Origin of the sequence: Paenibacillus sp. J14 (assembly GCF_000518465.1) — a bacterium.
Taxonomy (GTDB): Bacteria; Bacillota; Bacilli; order Paenibacillales; family Paenibacillaceae; genus Fontibacillus; species Fontibacillus barengoltzii.
Window position 1 is genome coordinate 31950 of sequence record NZ_JADQ01000002.1, and the last position, 16646, is coordinate 48595.

Sequence of the window (16646 nt, forward strand, 5' to 3'; positions counted from 1 at the left end):
CCCCTTTCGTGAATTAGCTGTTGCCCCCTGAGGTGATCGTATTCTCGCTAAAATTCTCGATGCTGGTCTTCTTCTCGTAAAAATAAGTTGCGTTCTGCAAGATCCCTTGCCGTGTATAAAAGGGACTATCCGGACCCAGCGGCAGCTTCACTGCTTGGCCGGTACTCGCGGATTGATATATCGCCGTAATCAGCTCCAGCGTCCTGCGGCCTTGTATGCCGTCGACCAGGACGGGCGTCCCATGTTCAATCGCATTCAGCACGTCTTGAATTTGGCCGCGGTGACCTTCATGCGTCAGCTCCGGTTGCTCGTCGTAAGCCTGCTGTATTTTCGCCTCCAGTTCTACATCCGGCTCAGGGAATCCATTGGGCTTCGATAGCGAAGCAGCTACTTTCCACGGTGCAGATACCCGCGCATGCTTCCCCTGGAAAATCAACTGCTGCTCCTGCCCGTGATGCACGACGGAGCTGGTGAGCTGAGCCAGGGCCCCATTATCGTAGCGGGCGATGGCGATCGAGATGTCCTCCACCTCGGCGTTATCATGGGAGGTGTTGCTCATCACGGCAGTGATCTCCGCCGGCATACCGTTCATCCATTGAAAAATATCGATATGATGCACTGCATGATTCAGCGTGCAGCCGCCGCCTTCCTTCTCCCAGGTACCTCTCCACCACAGATCATAGTAACAGTGGCCTCTCCACCAATAAGAGTCGACTTGCGCGTGTACGATCGGCCCCATCAGCTTCGTGTCCAACACCTTTTTCAGCTTCATCATAGGGGTTGTGAATCGGTTCTGTGCGACGACGGATAATATCTTTCCGCTCTGTTCTGCGGCTTCGTTCATCCGATCACATTCCTCCAGTGAAGAAGCCATCGGCTTCTCCACAATCACATGCTTGCCCGCATTCAAAAAGGCGATCGCTGTCTCCGCGTGAGTATACGGCGGGGTGCATACGGAGACCAGGTCGATGTCGCTGCGCTGGAGCAATTCGGAATAGTTGGCATAGATGTCTACATCCAACTGAAATTCATTTGCCCTTTGCTGCGCCTTCTCTGGATAAATATCGCAGATCGCCACGATCCGGCACTGCTGCGGAAACTGTAAATACGCTTGAATATGGGCCGGGGATATCGCACCAGCCCCAATCACGGCTACATGAATCATTTGGGTTCCCTCCCTAGCATGGATGGGAATCGGGCCTTTCCGAGAACTCTCCGAAAGGCCCGATTCCGTATCTATTACTTCTTGTAGAACTCGTCGTAAGCCGCTTGTTTTCCTTCCATGACGGCTTTACCGCCCATGGCCATGTATTCCTCGACCTTCTGGTCATAGACCTTGTCGAATTGATCAGGTTTGGCCGTGACGATCTTCGCGAGCATTTCTTTTTCGAAATCCTCTAGAATTTTGGCATATTTAATCTCAGCATCCACCGCGATGTCTACACGAGGCAGGGTATATCCGTCATTCGTTCCGACTTGGATACTCTTGACGGTGAAATCTTTGAAGTCAGGATCGAAGGCGTTGGCGGCAATGTTCTTGTTAGGATCTTCGGTAGAAATGTATTTGCCGTTCAGGATGATGCAGTAATCGTAATAGTTGTACAGCAGGTTTTGAGCTTCCGGCGTATTCAACAGCAAAGGCAACCCGTCTTCGCTCATTTCGTACGAGACGCCTTCCTCCCCGTTTTGCAGCACGAGAATGTTGCTTGGGTCGGCCATCCAGTTCAAATATTTCACAGCCGCCTCTGCGTTTTTACTTGTCTTCGGAACCATGATGTACGCGCCAATCGGTTCATACACTGGCTTCGGATGCTTCCCGTCCGGAGTCGAGAACGGATCGATCGCCTCCAGTACCGCGTCCGGATTGTTCGCTTTCAAGTTGGCATAGTACCCGTTATAAACCGGCTCATTGGTGTTCGGCGTGCCGGCCCCGGCAATGCTGTTCACGACCTGTTGGGCAAAAGCTTGGCTGAAGTCGTCGCTAAGTGCGAAGTCCGGATCAATCAGCCCTTCATTATACATTTGGTTCAGCAGTCGGTAACCGTCTTTGCTCCCCGGTTGCAGCCATCTCGGTACCGCGTACAAATCTCGATCCGTGATTTCATCCCATTTCCAGAAGGAGTTGACGAGAGGCATCATGTGGAACACGTCGATGTAGCTGTAAGGGATGACCTTGCCGCCCGTCTTGCCGGGATCCTTCTCTTTAAAGGCGCGCATGGCATTCACAAATTCCTCCGTCGTTTGCGGGAGCGGAAGGTTCAGTTGATCGAGCCAGTCCTTGCGAATGAACGTCGTGCTTTGAGCTTGAATTACGCGCAGTGCCGGAATGACATATTGCTTCCCTTCAAATACGCCGTAGGGGAGGGAAGGCTCCAGCACTTTCTTTAAGTTGGGGCCATATTGATCGATGAGTGGTCCCAGGTCAGTTAGGCCTCCGCTTTTCACGTAGTTTTGCACGGTAGGCTTGCTGTACGTGAATACAATGTCCGGAGCGGAGCCCGAGGCCATCAGAACGTTCAGCTTATCGACCTCTTCGGCACGCGGCACCGTCACGAATTCAACGTCGATGTTGTTCGGGTCGCCAAAGCTCTTCTGGATGTATTGGGTCATGAAGTTATCCGTAATTGGCGGTTCCCCAGCTGGCGTATTGTTGCGGTCAAACAGCTCCACCTTTAAGGTAATGCGTTCCCCCTTCGGTGCGGATTCCTGGGAACTGTTCGTCGCTGCGGAATTCCCGCCGCTGTCCTTTCCGTTTCCGCTGGATGAGCTGTTGCTTCCTCCGCCGCAGCCTGCTAAAGCGAAGCTTGCGGCCATGACCAGCGCCACTAAGGCGAACATCGAGGAGCGAAATGGTTTGCGCATGGTGTTGCCTCCCTTTTGAATTGGTTTAAATATAGTGACCTTCGGCTTGGAGGCCGAAGAGCAGCTATCCACATCGGGCTGCTTCCTGCCAAGCAGGGGGGAAGGACCTATCCTTTAATGGCCCCCTGCAACATGCCGGAAATGAAATATTTCTGCAGCCAAGGGTAGACCAGCAAGATTGGCACGGTAGCAAACATAATGCTGGCTGACTGAATGCCTTGAGGAATCGGCGTCGCGGCATTAAAGCCTTCCTGCGCCGTGGCATCGTTCACTTGGCTGTTGATGACCATTTGATAAAGCTTGAGCTGGAGCGGGTACAAATTTTTATCATTGATGTAAAACAGAGCGTCCTGAAACATGTTCCAACGGTCCACAGCGGAATAAAGTCCGATGGTCGCAAGAATCGGCAGCTGTAGCGGCAGTACGACCTGAAGCAGAAAGCGGAAATGGCCGCAGCCGTCCATCCATGCCGAATCCTCCAGTTCATGGGGAACGCCGGAGAAGGAAGTTCTCATAATAATCAGCAGGAACGCATTAATCATTAGAGGCAAGATGAGCGACAGGGGCGAATTGAGCAGGCCCAGCTCTTTGATCAGCAAGTAATTGGGGATGATCCCCGGGTTAAAAAACATCGTGACAATGATCAGCCCAAACATCACGTTTCGGCCTCGGAAGTTTCTCCGGCTTAACGCATACGCGGCCATAATGGTCATCACCAAGGCGACCGCCGTATAGACGACGACCAGTATCACCGTCAGCAACAGGGACCGCATCATGGAGCTGTCCCCGAATACGGCGGAATAGGAATGGAAGTTCCAGTCCACCGGCCACAGGAATACCTCCCCGGACATAATGGCCCGGTTGCCGCTGAAGGATAAGGCAAAGATATGGATCATCGGCAAGACGCAAAACAAGGCAAATAAGCCGATGAACACGATGACGAACGTATCGATCACTTTATCAACCGGATTCCGGATCACGCTTCGCTCCCTCCTTGACTAGAAGATGCCTTGCTGGTTTACTTTTCGGGATATGAGTTCGGCCGTGAGCAGCAGAATCAGCCCGATGACCGACTGGAACAATCCCACGGCGGTCGCCAGCGCAAATTGAGCCGATTGAATGCCCACCGTGTACACATAGGTGCTGATCACCTGAGCGACATCCATGACGTAGCCGTTCTGCAGGGCATACGGCTGCTCGAAGCCGATATCCGCCATATGGCCGATCTGGATAATAAACAGCACTACGATCGTAGGCTTAATCCCGGGGAGCGTAATATGCCAGATTCGTCTCAGCCGGCTGGCTCCATCGACCTCGGCAGCTTCATAAAGCTCCTTATTGATGCTTGTAAGCGCTGCCAAATAAAGGATCGTTCCCCAGCCTGCATAGTGCCAAACCCCGGCTCCCGTGTAGGTTAAAATCCACAGTACCGTGTCCTCGAGGAACGGGATCGGTCGGCCGCCGAGGCTCTTGATGAACTCGTTGACGCTGCCCGTATTGGTTGCGAGTAATTGAAGCACCATCCCGCCGACAATGACCCAGGAGATGAAGTGGGGCAAATACAGCAAGGTTTGGCTGACGCGTTTGTACCAATGAACCCGCAGCTCGTTCAGCATAATCGCCAGGATAATGGGAACCGGGAACGTTAGCAGAGAGAAGACGTTAAGCATCAACGTGTTGCGCAGCGCCTTGTAGAATTGCGGCATCGCAAAGATCTCGCGAAAGACGTCCCATCCGACCCACTCACTGGCCCAGATCCCTTGAAAAATGTTGTAGTCCTTGAAAGCAACCACGACGCCCGCCATTGGAATGTACTTAAATACGATAAAGAACGTCATCGGCAATAGCATGAGCAGATACAGTGGCCATTGCCGTTGGAAGGCAGCCATGCTGTTCCGCCGTTTGACGGGGAGCGGGGCACGGGACTGCCTGGTTTCCGTTTGCATCGGCATCCTCCTTTCGGGTGGTAAGTGCATGGCTTGGTTGCTGCTTACTATACAACAGGGGGAAGCGGGGGGAAATTCTCCTTTTTTGGGGGCTTCTTCTCTTTTTCTTGCGGGGGGTTTCACCTTTTTTATATGACTAACCTTAATTAATATCGGGGGCTGGAAGGAGGCGGATCGGCAAAAAAAATCATCCCAGAAAGGGAAGAACCCTCTCTGGGATGACTGGATTGCTCCCAATTCATGAGGGGGCGGCTTACGGTGCTCCGCCGTTGTGCTTCTGATAAGCCAGATGCTTCTCTTCACGAACCTGCTGTCCGCCGATAGATAAATACTCCGCAACTTCCTCGTCGTAAACGGCATCAAACGCTTCCGGAGACGCGGTAATGACCTTCACGAAAATTTCGTCGTTCTTCTCATTTAAAGCAGCGGCATATCGAATTTCGGAAGGCAAAATCGCATGAATGCGCGGGGTTTCGATCCCATCATTCATCCCGTATTCCACGCTCTTGCGCGTAAACTCTTCAAAGCGCTTGTTGTTCGCATTGGCTTTCAGATTTAAGCGTTCGTCCTGGCTGCTGACATATTTCCCATTTAAAATGATGCAGTAGTCAAAATAGTTAAATAACAAACGGTTGGCATCCTCGTTCTCCAGCGTCACCGGCACGCCGTCTTCCATCCGGTAGGTCACGCCTTCCACGCCGTTCTGCAGTGTAATAATATTCTCCGGCTGTGCCATCCAATTTAAATATTTCATCGCCGCTTCGGCGTTTTTGCTCGTTTTTGGAACCATGATGTACATGCCCGTATCTTCCAGTATCGGCTTCGTCTTCTTGCCGTTGGCGCTGGTGAAGGGATCGATTGGCGTTAGGATGGCATTGGGGTCATTCTTTAACAGTTCAGCCAGATATCCCATATAAACAGGCTCATTTGTATTGGGGGATGCGGCTCCAACGCGACCGTTCACCAGGTCTTTCTGAAATTGTTGGGCGAACCGGTCCAAATGGAATTCGGGATGAATCAACCCCTCGTGATACAGACGGTTCAGGAATCGGAACGCCTCCTTGTTCCCGGGCATCGTCCAACCCGGCTCAGCGTATAAGTCCTCCTCGGTGATCTGGTCCCAATCCCAAAACGAGTACTGCAGCGGGGCAGTATGGTAATAATCGATTTGACCGAAAGGATAGATGACCTCTCCGGTCTTCTGCAACCGATTCTTTTTAAACACTTGGAGCGCCCGGTAAAACTCCTCTGTCGTTTCCGGCAGGGAGAGTCCAGCTTCGCGGAGCCAATCCTCACGGATAAAGGTCGTGGTTCGGGCCGTCAGCACCCGCTTTGCAGGAATCGCAAACTGTGTTCCTTGCATACGTCCATAACTCAAAATCTCTTCCCCGAGGAGCTCCTTCAACCTGGATCCGTACTGGTCCAGCAGAGGCGATAAATCGGTCAATTTCCCTTGGGTGTAGAAATTGTAGACGGTCGGCAGATCATAGGTGAACACGATATCCGGCGCTTGATTAGCGGCCATTAACACCTGCAGCCGCCGGACCTCCTCCGCCCGAGGGATGGTGACAAATTCGATCTTAATCCGTTCCGGATTTCCGAAATGCTCCTGAATGTACTGCGTCATCCGATTATCGGTAATCGTGGGGGCGCCGATCGGTTTATTGCTCCGTTCGAACAGTTCAATACGAAGTGTTGTCCAGCTATCATGATTGGCTGTGAATTCGTCTGATTCCAAGTTTGGGAGAGGGCTGGCAGCCCAACCCAGCAGATTCGGATCCCCAAATCCGCTGCAGCCCGACAGGACGCCCAGAATAACGATGAGCGCCAGCTTTGATAACCACAACCTCAACAGGGGCATGGCGAACCCTCCTTCCTCGTTGGGAACACAGTTTTTATGTCTTTTACGTTGCGCGGTGCATATTGCGGTACTCTCCTGGCGGAATGTCCTGAAATTTCTTGAATGCGCGATAAAAGGAATTCACGTTCTGGTAACCGCTGTTGATCGCCACCGACTGGATCGAGTCCTCCGTTTCCAACAGGAGCTGCTTCGCTTGCTGCATCCGGACCTTCAAGACATAGTCCACAAATTTCTCCCCAATTTCCTCCTTGAAAATCACACTTAAGGCGCTGGGCTGCAGGTTCAAATAGTCGCTGACTTGAACCAGGGAGAGGCCGGGGTCGGCGAAATGCGCATCGATGTAATGCTTGGCCTGCATCGCCAAGCTATGATGTCTGCGGGCTTGCCGGTCTTCCTCCACGCAGGCTTCGAACTGATTCATGAGGCTCATGAACTGTTCTTGAAATTCTGCCAGCGTCTCCACCGTTTCAGCTAGATTAGCGAACCGCTCTTGATACTCGCTTTTCCAGCGCGATTGGATAGGGGGGGACATGGCCAATACGACCTGGTCCATCCGTTTAAGGAACGCCTGAGCGAACTCCACCATATCCCGCTTGCGGAATTGCATTTTACTGAGTTCGCCCAAGACTTGGGTTAGTTTCGCCCGCCATTCGCTATCATTCATACGGAAGGACTGGGCGGCATAATCCAATGCTTGTAGATACGCATATCGGTCCAGATTTAGAATGCCTGCGCTTCGCCGATTATCGATGATGGAATGAATACCTAGTACCGTCTTCAGCTCCACATTCTCCACCGCGTTCCGATAGGAATCAGCGAGGGTCTCAATCGAGGTTGAATCGGCTCCGATGCCGATCGTCAGCGTCAGCTCCAGATGCTGATGAATCCATTTTTTAAATTCCTCTGCATAGGTGATGGTCGCTTGGGTGCTGTGTGAATCGGCGGTGTGATGTACGACAAAGGCGATGCGATGCGGCTCCATCCAGGCATGCCAGACGAAGACATGATGGCTTTGGCCTAGATCGCGGAATGCGCTTTCAACAATGAACTTCAGCAAGTTCTGGTCTTTGACCTTGTACCTATCTGTAAACTCGGCATATCGGTCCAGTTCGGCTACCATCACGCCTAACCGGTCATAGGGAGCAGACAAATTAAACTCGGTCAGTCGCTGCTGGAATTCTTCATCCGTTAACACGAGATGACCCGCTAACAGATCATGAAACAATCGTTGTTGCCGCAACAAGCTGTCTTCCTTGTGCAGGTTCTCGTAATCCAGCGATCGCTTCAAGAGATGGTCCAGCGCCATTTCGATGAAGGTGAACTCATTGTTTGCCCCTTTAATGCCCAGCTCCTCACTTTTTCGGTTCGAGAATTGGCTGACCTTTTCCGTGATCGATTGGATCGGTTTGTAATGAATGTGAGTGATGATAGTAAATCCGATCAGCGCCAGCAAGATCAAGATGATCCAAATGACCATCCACGCGTTGGAGAAGAGGGACAACCAGTTGTAGCCCTGATCATGAACCCCCTCTGACACATAGGTCCAGCCGGTATAATCCGATTGAACTTGAATCGGGTTCATGGCCGTCACTTGATCCGGGGATGGCGAAGCAGCATCAATTAGTCTCACTCGATTGTAATCGCTTTCACCAAAGGAATTAAGGTATTCCATAAAAGAGCGCTGATATACGTTGACCACCAGTGCTCCGCGCATATCGTCTCCGGTATATACAAATTTCACCAGGGAGACCACCTGCTGGGCTTCCTCCTCATGCGGCGAGTAAGCGAATGAGCGTGGATTAAACCATCCTGCCGCTTCCTTTCTGCCGTAGTTGGCTGCCAGAAAGTCTGCATCCCCAAATGAACGGAGCGAATAGGACCCCAAATCCGAAATAATTCGTTGCTCGGCTTCATTGTAAATGTAAATGGTGTTGGCAAAAGGCAAAGTTAAGCTTAGGTCAATCAGCTTTTTCTGCAGTAAGAAGTCATCTAATGCATCTTGCGAGGTGTTGGCGAAGTAGTCCTGAATCTCGCTGTCCATGAGCAGCTTACTGACGACATTGCGCTCGATCAGCATGAGATTCGCATCCGCGTGAAAGACGATCCGATCAAGGATCGCTTTGTTGGTTTCCAAGTATTTTCGCTCGGAAGCATTGTTGAGGGCTAAGAAAATCACGAAGATCATGGAAGAAATGATCACGAAGAAGATCGGAGCATAGGAAAGAATCGTACGGTAATACCAGTTCATTCGCATAACCAACTCTCCCAAACCGTTTCGTTTATTATAAGAGATCCCATTCCTGTTGTTAATTCACAATTTATTTCAAATTCTCATTTTTTTATTTGTTGCAGGAGCGTAAAGCTTACCATCTTGACTTAAGATCTTTTGCTCTGGGAGGGAAGGATGGAGTATTATAATTCTCATATTTAGGGAAAGGCGGAGAACACATGGAGGAACTAACAGAACAGGAAGGATATATTGATGTTCCCGGGGGGAAAGTCTGGTTCGTTCGAGTAGGAACCGGCTCCAAGACACCGCTGGTTGTATTGCATGGGGGTCCTGGAGGGACACATCATTCCTTGAAAGCCGGTCTTCAAGATCTGGCGGATGAGCGGCCGGTTATTTTCTATGATCAGCTGGGCTCGGGGAACTCGGAGCGGCCAGGTGATCCTTCACTCTGGCAGCTCGATCGGTTTGTTGAAGAGCTGGAATGTGTGAGACAAGCATTAAATCTGGATGAAATTCACCTTCTGGGGCATTCGTGGGGAACGATGCTGGCTGCCACTTATTTAATAAAACGGAAGCCGAAGGGCGTGCGAAGCATTACCTTTTCCAGTCCATGCTTAAGTGCGGAACGCTGGAAACGGGATGCAGATGTTCTGATCTCCAAGCTGCCTCAAGAAGTCCGTGAGGCGATTGTTCGCAATGAAGAACGAGGGACCACCGACTCTGAGGAGTACCGAAATGCGGTTGACGAATATTACAAGAGGCACTTAATCCGGATTGATCCTCTTCCGGAAGTGGTCATTCAGAATCGGGCAAAATCCAATTCCGAAGTATATCTGACGATGTGGGGACCTTCCGAGTTCTGTCCGACAGGGAATTTGAAAACCTTTGATTGTACTTCGGAGTTGAATCAGATTGCGATTCCTGCATTGTTTGTCTGCGGGCGCTATGATGAGGCTACCCCCGAATCGACTCAGTATTATCAATCGCTTGTACCCCATTCGCAATTTCATGTGTTTGAAAATAGTGCCCATTACGGTTATTTGGAAGACTCGGATGAGTATAAGGCTTTGTTGAGAAGCTTCACGAATAAGGTTGAACTCAGCCTCATGTGAACGATAGCGCATGCAGCCCGGCTCTAGAGAGGGCTTGGGCTGCTCTTTTTTGCTGCTCTTGTTACGGACAACCGCAGAGGATTGCAAACCCGCGCCACGATGCGGTTTTTACGGGGACAGAGAAGGAAAAATGTACGCTAGGCGACCCAGGAGTACCCTATCCAATCGAGGTGAACCTCGATATGCTGGGATAGAAGGGGCGCTCCATGCCGCTGGACAGAGAAATACGCAGTAGATATAATGATGAAACGAAAAAAGCGGACGGCTCGGCCGTTATATGAGAGCGCTACCAAAAAAGATGGGGGGTCATCCCATGCTTCGGCGGGTACATCTCGTACCGGACTTCCATTTCGGTAACAGAGTCGATCTCGATTGAGAACAGCGTCATCCAGCTGGAGAAGAGCCAAGAGCTGCTCGAGCACCGGATGGCGGAAGTGGAGGGGATGACTCGGCAGCTGGCGATCAGCCAGGAGATTAACGCCTTGATGAACGACCGAGGTACGGAGAGGGATGTGTACGGCATCTGGAAGGCGATGCGCAACGTGCTGACGTTTGGGCAAACCAACGATTTTTTGCAAAATTATTTCATCTATCTGGCGAATTATAATTTGATTATCACCTCCGGGTCGTCCTACCGGCCAGAGCATTATTATGAATATTTTCATTACGACAATCTATCGTTTGAGGAATGGGAGCAGCAGGTGTTGGGCCAAACTCACCGCAGCGAAATCAAGCCGCTGACCCCGTTCATCCAACGCGATGTGAAAACTTCTGTGATCACCTACATGCAGTCGCTGCCGCTGGACAGCTTTAACGATACGTCGCCAGCGATTGTGGTCGTTCTGATCGACCAGAAGACGATGACCGGGCTGTTATCCGGCTTAACGGAGCAGAGTGGCGGGTGGGTTCATATCTACGACGCCAAGGGCAATACGATCTTCCTTCAGGGTGAAAAGGTGCCGGATATCACCAAGCTGCACGCTGATCCGAAGTTTGATGAGAACAAGACGAGTCAATTTTATGGTGATGATCTCGTGATCACCACACGATCGGATAAGAACGGCTGGGTGTACCAAGCCGGCATCCCTCGCAGCACGCTAATGGAGAAACCTGACCAGATCAAACGGATCTCCTGGATGATTACCGGCGGCGCAATGTTGATCGGATTGCTGGTGGGCTTGTTCCTGGCTTACCGCAACAGTCTTCCAATTAATCGCTTGATCGGCGTGATGAAGGAGCAGTTTGGCAAGGATGACGATACAGGACGTAACGAGTTCGACTTCCTAAGCGGGAACATCGCCGGCATGATTACGAAGAACAAGCTGCTGGAGACGGAGCTGCACCGCCAGCTTCCGCTGGTGCGTGACGCTTTCCTGAAGCGGCTGATTGCCGGGGAATTCGAATCGCGGGAAGAGATCGTCTCTGCGGCGGCTCAGGCTGACATCCCGCTTCGGCAAGGCGAAGGCTATGTGGGGATACTGCAGATCAACGGATACGCTGGCATGGATACCGTTGAGGTTCTAAATGAGCTGAATGCCGCAAGGCTATTGATGAAGCAAACGATCACCGAGCTTGCAGGGCCGATGCCGATGACCGATTTGGGGTCGGACAAAATCGTCCTGTTGTTCTTCTGCGAGGCGGATCGCCTGCCAGGACCGGCGGAGGAAGAGCGGATTACTACGCTGATGGAGGAGCTGGTCCAGCATGTGTTCGCTGAGTATAAAATCTCGATGCAAGCGGGATTTGGCGAAGCCTTTGCGAGCGTCACGGAGGTTGGCCAATCCTTTGACCAGGCGAAGCAGGCGCTGGAATATGCGGTATATCTGAACAAGAAAGGCATTCTGTGGAGCCATGAAACGCAAAGTACAAACACAACGTACTACTATCCGCTTGATACGGAGCACCGCCTGATCAGCACGATCCGCGCTGGGGAGTTGGAAGAAGCCCAGAAGATTATCGATGCGATCATCGCGCAGAATTTAGAGCAACGCGAGCTGTCGGTGGAAATGAAAAACCAACTCGTCGGGGAAATCAAGGGGACATTCCTTAAGCTGCTGGATCAGAAGATCTTCCTGGAATCCCCGCTGTTCGAGAGCGTGAAGCAGCGAATCATGGACATCAGCCCTACGGTCCCGCTGGAGACGATTCAGCAGGAGATCCATGGGATCATGCAGGAGTTGTGCAGCTTTATCGCCAATAAGAAGAAGGATTCGCACGCCCAACTGATCAAACAGATCTATGAGTATACAGCTGAAGCCTATTGCGATCCCGATCTGACGTTATATCGGGTTGCAGAGCACGTGGAACGACCGGAGAAATACATCTCCCAGCTGTTTAAAGAAGTGACCGGAGTGAATTATTCCGATCATCTGATTAAAGTGCGGATGGATCAGGCCGCATTGTTGCTGAAGGAGAGCAACTATACCGTTGATGAAATTGCCGCCCGGGTGGGGTATAACAGTTCCCACTCATTCCGGCGGGCTTTTAAACGATTAACGGGAGTTTCCCCTAGCGCTTACAGGCAGTCCTTTCAGGACTGATCCCAAGCGGCCTCACGATTCATCCCGGCTTTCACAGCGACCGTACCTTCCAATGGGAAGGGGGCGGTCGCTGTTTTTTATTTGCGGAATCATGGCTCCCGTACCGAAGAATGTTCCCTCAAAAACGGGAGAACTGTACGCCAAAAGACGGAAGTGTACCTGTTCAATGCCGCCAAACATGCCCTATGATCGACTCAACGAGAAAACGCTATCATATCCATCAAGGTGCTTACCAAACGTATAGGGGGAATTGTTCTGGAAAAACAACTTGCTTTCAAACCGGATTACGTCCCGGACGCCAAGCGCAAGGCCAGCTACTGGCGGACCGCACGCAGAAATATCAAGAAGCACTGGCAGCTGCATCTGCTGGTCATTCCTCCCATTTTGTTTTTTCTAATTTTTAAATATTACCCGATGCTGAATGCGGTGCTGGCGTTTAAGGACTACAACGTGATCAAAGGGATCTGGGGAAGTCCGTGGGTAGGGTTCAAGCATTTCCAGCTGTTCTTTGAAAATCCACAGTTTTGGACGTTGGTGAAGAACACAATTTTTCTCAGCGGTTATCTCATTCTTGCCGGATTTCCGATTCCGATCATTTTGGCGTTAATGATCAATGAAATTCGCGCCGGCCGCTTCAAGAAATTCGTGCAGCTGGTTTCCTTTGCACCGTATTTCATTTCGACGGTGGTTATGGTGTCGATTATTATGCTGTTTCTTGCCCCTCGGCTCGGCTTTGCCAATGTCGCTCTCAATTACTTCGGGTTTGAGTCCATCAATTTCCTGGGGGAACCGGGGATGTTCCGCTCGATTTACGTCTGGTCGGACATTTGGCAAACCGCCGGTTATAACGCTGTGATCTATCTGGCTGCTTTGGCGGGAGTTGATCCAACCTTGTATGAAGCGGCGAAGGTGGACGGCGCTTCGCGGTTTCAAAAAATTCGCCACGTCGATTTGCCAGGTATCGTACCAACCATCGTCATCATCCTGATCCTGAACGTCGGCAACGTCATGGCGCTCGGCTTCGAGAAGGTGTACCTGCTGCAAAATCCGCTAAACCTGGTGAATTCCGAAATTATCGCAACCTACGTTTATCGAATCGGCCTGCTGAATGCGAACTACAGCTTCGCCACTGCGGTTGGTTTGTTTAATTCCATCATCAATCTCGTTCTGCTGCTGACTGTTAACGGATTGGCCAAGCGGCTGACGAAGAGCAGCATCTGGTAGGAAAGGAGTTAGGATATGGCAGCTATAGCAACCTCAAAGCGAAGAATCAAAGAATCAGCAGGAGACCGGATATTTCTTGGCTTCATCTACGTGATCCTGACCCTGCTCGTCATCATTGTGCTTTATCCGCTCATCTATATCATCAGCAGCTCCATCAGCTCTCCGGCGGCGGTTACGTCGGGCCGGGTCTGGTTGTGGCCGGTGGACCTGTCGTTTAGAGGCTTTGAAGAATTGTTTCGCAGAGGTGAGGTGATCACCGGCTACCTGAACTCGATCTTTTATACAACCGCCGGAACCCTGATCAGTGTCACGTTGACCATCATGATTGCCTATCCGCTGTCACGCCGTTCGTTCTTCGGACGAAACGCGTTAATGATGTTTATTACCTTCACGATGATTTTTAGCGGGGGCTTGATTCCGACTTATATGGTGGTGAAGGGGCTGAATCTAATCGATACGCGCTGGGCCCTTCTGATCCCCAATGCGATCTGGGTCTGGCAGGTGATCATCGCCCGCTCCTTCTTCCAGACCTCGATTCCCGAGGAGCTGCTGGAAGCAAGTGAAATCGACGGCTGCAGCGATCTGAGGTTCATCTGGAGCGTAGTGCTGCCGTTGTCGAAACCCATCATTGCCGTACTCGTGCTGATGTATGCAGTTGGGCAGTGGAACGCTTATTTCGATGCGTTGATTTACTTGAAGTCGGCGGATCTGTTCCCGCTGCAGCTGATCTTGCGAAGCATCATTATCCAGAACAACAGCGGCAGCAACATGGATGCGATCGCCATGGTCGAGAAGCAGCAGTTGGCTGAATTGCTGAAATACTCGTTAATTGTGGTGGCCACGCTGCCGGTGCTGATCATTTATCCGTTTGTGCAGCGCTATTTTGTTCAAGGGATGTTGGTTGGTTCAGTGAAAGGCTGATTCCTGCTCCTCCATAAAGTAGCGGTTGCGCCAAAAGGCGGCGGACTTCATGATAGAAGGAGGTGATGCTCTCGATTGGCACCATGAGAGTTGCAGAAGGGAAACGAATGACATCTATACAAAAAGGGAGCGATCAAATTTGAAAAAAACCCTGCTTAGTATGTTCATGCTGGTTCTAGCGGTTACGCTGGTCCTCAGCGGCTGTTCGGGGAAAAATACAGAGAGCTCGAACAGCGCCCAAGGCAACGGCTCGTCCGGCGGCGCCGAATCCACGAAACCGGTGGAAATCAGCGTGTTCGCTGTTCAGGAATCGGGCATCGACATTCCGACCAACAAGTTTACGAAGTTTTTGGAAGAGAAGTTTAACATTAAATTTAATTGGCAGATTAACCCGTCTGACGGCGCGAAGGAGAAACGCCAAATTTCATTGGCGAGCGGCGATTACCCGGAGGCTTACCTGTTGACGGCATATATCGATGAGTTCTCTCAAGCGGATGTACTTAAATACGGCCAGCAAGGGGTGTTGATTCCGCTGAACGACCTGATCGATAAATATGCCCCTAACATTAAAAAGGCCGTGGAAGAAACGCCAGAAATGAAAGCGCTGTACACAGCTCCGGACGGTAATATTTACGGGCTTGGCGCTTATACGGAGTGCTTCCACTGCTCTTATCCGAACAAAATGTGGGTGAATACCGAGTGGCTGAAGAAGCTGAATCTGGAAGAGCCTAAAACAACGGAAGAGTTCAAAGCGATGCTGCAGGCGTTCAAAACTCAAGATCCAAACGGTAACGGCAAAGCCGACGAAGTGCCGCTCAGCGGTTCCATTGAAGACTTTGGCGTACGTATCGTGCCGTATCTGATGAATGCCTTCGTATATGACGACGACCGCAACTACTTAAATCTGGAGAATGGGAAGGTCGTCTCGGCAGCGATCAAGCCGGAATGGAGAGAAGGTTTGGCTTATATCAAATCGCTGTATGATGAAGGGTTGATTGACCCGGGGGCCTTTACGTAAAACGCGGAAGCCTACAAGAAAATCGGGGAAAACGCAGATGCGGAAATTCTCGGTGCCGGGGCAGGTATGCATCCTGCGATCTTCATCAACATCGATCCGGGCAACTCGCGTTCCGCCCATTATAACCCGCTGGCGCCTTTGAGCGGGCCAAATGGGGTTTCGTATGCGACGCATGACAACGGCGGCGTCACCTCTGGGGCGAAATTCGTCATTACGAATAAGGCCAGCGAGGAAGCGCAAATCGCTTTGATTAAAGCGATTGACTACATGTACACGCCGGAAGGCCAAACGAATGCCGCCAGCGGCTTGAAGGGCATCGACTGGACCGATCCGGAGCCTGGGGATAAAGCGCTGGGCGAAAATGCAACGCCGATGGTCAAGCAAATCCCGATGAAGGAAGGCGAAGCACCGCGTAATGCAGGCTGGAGCGGCATGGGGCATTTCTATATGCCGAAGGAGTATCGCGACACTTGGGTTCAAGGTGAAGATATTTATGCTTCGGACGGCTATGAACGCAGATTGTACAACGCTACGCTCCTCTATCAGGGGCATGAGCCGAGTGAGATTTTCCCTATCTGGGCGATCTGGATCGATCCGAGCGAAATTGACGAAGCCAGCATGCTGCAAACGAACCTGAAAAATTATATTGAGCAGAGCCAACTGCAGTTCATCACGGGCAACAAGGATCTGAACAAGGATTGGGACGCTTATGTGAAAGGGCTGAAGGATCTGAAGCTGGATCGTTATCTGGAGATCCTGCAGAAGGCTTATGATCAATTGGCGAAATAATTAGATCCTCTCTGGTCGCATGATCGCGGCTTGAATCAAGGAAGCCGGCCTTTGGGCCGGCATTCCTTTTTTCTCAGCCCCCAAAAGGGACATTTTCCGGCATTATTTTTCCAAAACAGTGATAGATGGAGAGGAGCAGATGT

10 protein-coding genes and 1 pseudogene are annotated in these 16646 nt (G+C 51.2%); 5 read left to right on the forward strand and 6 right to left on the reverse strand.

What is annotated here, in order from left to right; all coding sequences use genetic code 11:
* Nucleotides 1–13: 13 nt before the first annotated feature.
* The 6 genes from M891_RS0100900 to M891_RS0100925 form a co-directional block, all read right to left on the reverse strand.
* A complete protein-coding gene (locus M891_RS0100900) occupies nt 14–1165 on the reverse strand; it encodes a Gfo/Idh/MocA family protein (RefSeq protein WP_016313826.1) in 1152 nt (383 codons plus the stop codon).
* Between the two features lie 74 nt (nt 1166–1239).
* Complete coding sequence (locus M891_RS0100905) at nt 1240–2862, reverse strand: extracellular solute-binding protein (RefSeq protein ID WP_028537467.1); 1623 nt, start codon at nt 2860–2862, stop codon at nt 1240–1242.
* 107 nt (nt 2863–2969) lie between these two features.
* On the reverse strand, nt 2970–3842 hold the full coding sequence (locus M891_RS0100910; RefSeq protein ID WP_028537468.1) for a carbohydrate ABC transporter permease: 873 nt from the start codon (nt 3840–3842) through the stop codon (nt 2970–2972).
* Between the two features lie 18 nt (nt 3843–3860).
* Nucleotides 3861–4808: an ABC transporter permease gene (locus M891_RS0100915; protein ID WP_036699101.1), complete on the reverse strand. Its 948-nt coding sequence runs from the start codon at nt 4806–4808 to the stop codon at nt 3861–3863.
* Between the two features lie 253 nt (nt 4809–5061).
* Nucleotides 5062–6669, reverse strand: a complete 1608-nt coding sequence (locus M891_RS0100920) for an extracellular solute-binding protein (RefSeq protein ID WP_028537470.1) — start codon at nt 6667–6669, stop codon at nt 5062–5064.
* Nucleotides 6670–6712: 43 nt separating this feature from the next.
* Nucleotides 6713–8923, reverse strand: a complete 2211-nt coding sequence (locus M891_RS0100925) for a helix-turn-helix domain-containing protein (RefSeq protein ID WP_028537471.1) — start codon at nt 8921–8923, stop codon at nt 6713–6715.
* Nucleotides 8924–9117: 194 nt separating this feature from the next.
* Between M891_RS0100925 and M891_RS0100930 the strand changes: the two genes are divergently transcribed.
* The 5 genes and pseudogenes from M891_RS0100930 to M891_RS23035 all read left to right on the forward strand — a co-directional run bounded on the left by M891_RS0100930 (nt 9118) and on the right by M891_RS23035 (nt 16503).
* Entirely contained in the window at nt 9118–10011 is an 894-nt protein-coding gene (locus M891_RS0100930) for a proline iminopeptidase-family hydrolase (RefSeq protein ID WP_028537472.1), read from the forward strand.
* A gap of 425 nt (nt 10012–10436) precedes the next feature.
* Nucleotides 10437–12551, forward strand: coding sequence for a helix-turn-helix domain-containing protein (locus M891_RS23030; RefSeq protein ID WP_139816617.1), 2115 nt, complete (start codon nt 10437–10439; stop codon nt 12549–12551).
* 339 nt (nt 12552–12890) lie between these two features.
* Complete coding sequence (locus tag M891_RS0100940) at nt 12891–13775, forward strand: ABC transporter permease (RefSeq protein ID WP_028537473.1); 885 nt, start codon at nt 12891–12893, stop codon at nt 13773–13775.
* 15 nt (nt 13776–13790) lie between these two features.
* Entirely contained in the window at nt 13791–14696 is a 906-nt protein-coding gene (locus tag M891_RS0100945; RefSeq protein WP_028537474.1) for a carbohydrate ABC transporter permease, read from the forward strand.
* A 139-nt stretch (nt 14697–14835) separates the two neighbouring features.
* Nucleotides 14836–16503: pseudogene (locus tag M891_RS23035) on the forward strand (extracellular solute-binding protein).
* Nucleotides 16504–16646: the final 143 nt, after the last annotated feature.

Coding starts and splice junctions, on each gene's coding strand:
- M891_RS0100925 (WP_028537471.1), bottom strand. CDS start 8,923: ATGCGAATGAACTGGTATTACCGTACGATTCTTTCCTATGCTCCGATC.
- M891_RS0100915 (WP_036699101.1), bottom strand. CDS start 4,808: ATGCAAACGGAAACCAGGCAGTCCCGTGCCCCGCTCCCCGTCAAACGG.
- M891_RS0100930 (WP_028537472.1), top strand. CDS start 9,118: ATGGAGGAACTAACAGAACAGGAAGGATATATTGATGTTCCCGGGGGG.
- M891_RS0100945 (WP_028537474.1), top strand. CDS start 13,791: ATGGCAGCTATAGCAACCTCAAAGCGAAGAATCAAAGAATCAGCAGGA.
- M891_RS0100900 (WP_016313826.1), bottom strand. CDS start 1,165: ATGATTCATGTAGCCGTGATTGGGGCTGGTGCGATATCCCCGGCCCAT.
- M891_RS23030 (WP_139816617.1), top strand. CDS start 10,437: ATGGCGGAAGTGGAGGGGATGACTCGGCAGCTGGCGATCAGCCAGGAG.
- M891_RS0100905 (WP_028537467.1), bottom strand. CDS start 2,862: ATGCGCAAACCATTTCGCTCCTCGATGTTCGCCTTAGTGGCGCTGGTC.
- M891_RS0100920 (WP_028537470.1), bottom strand. CDS start 6,669: ATGCCCCTGTTGAGGTTGTGGTTATCAAAGCTGGCGCTCATCGTTATT.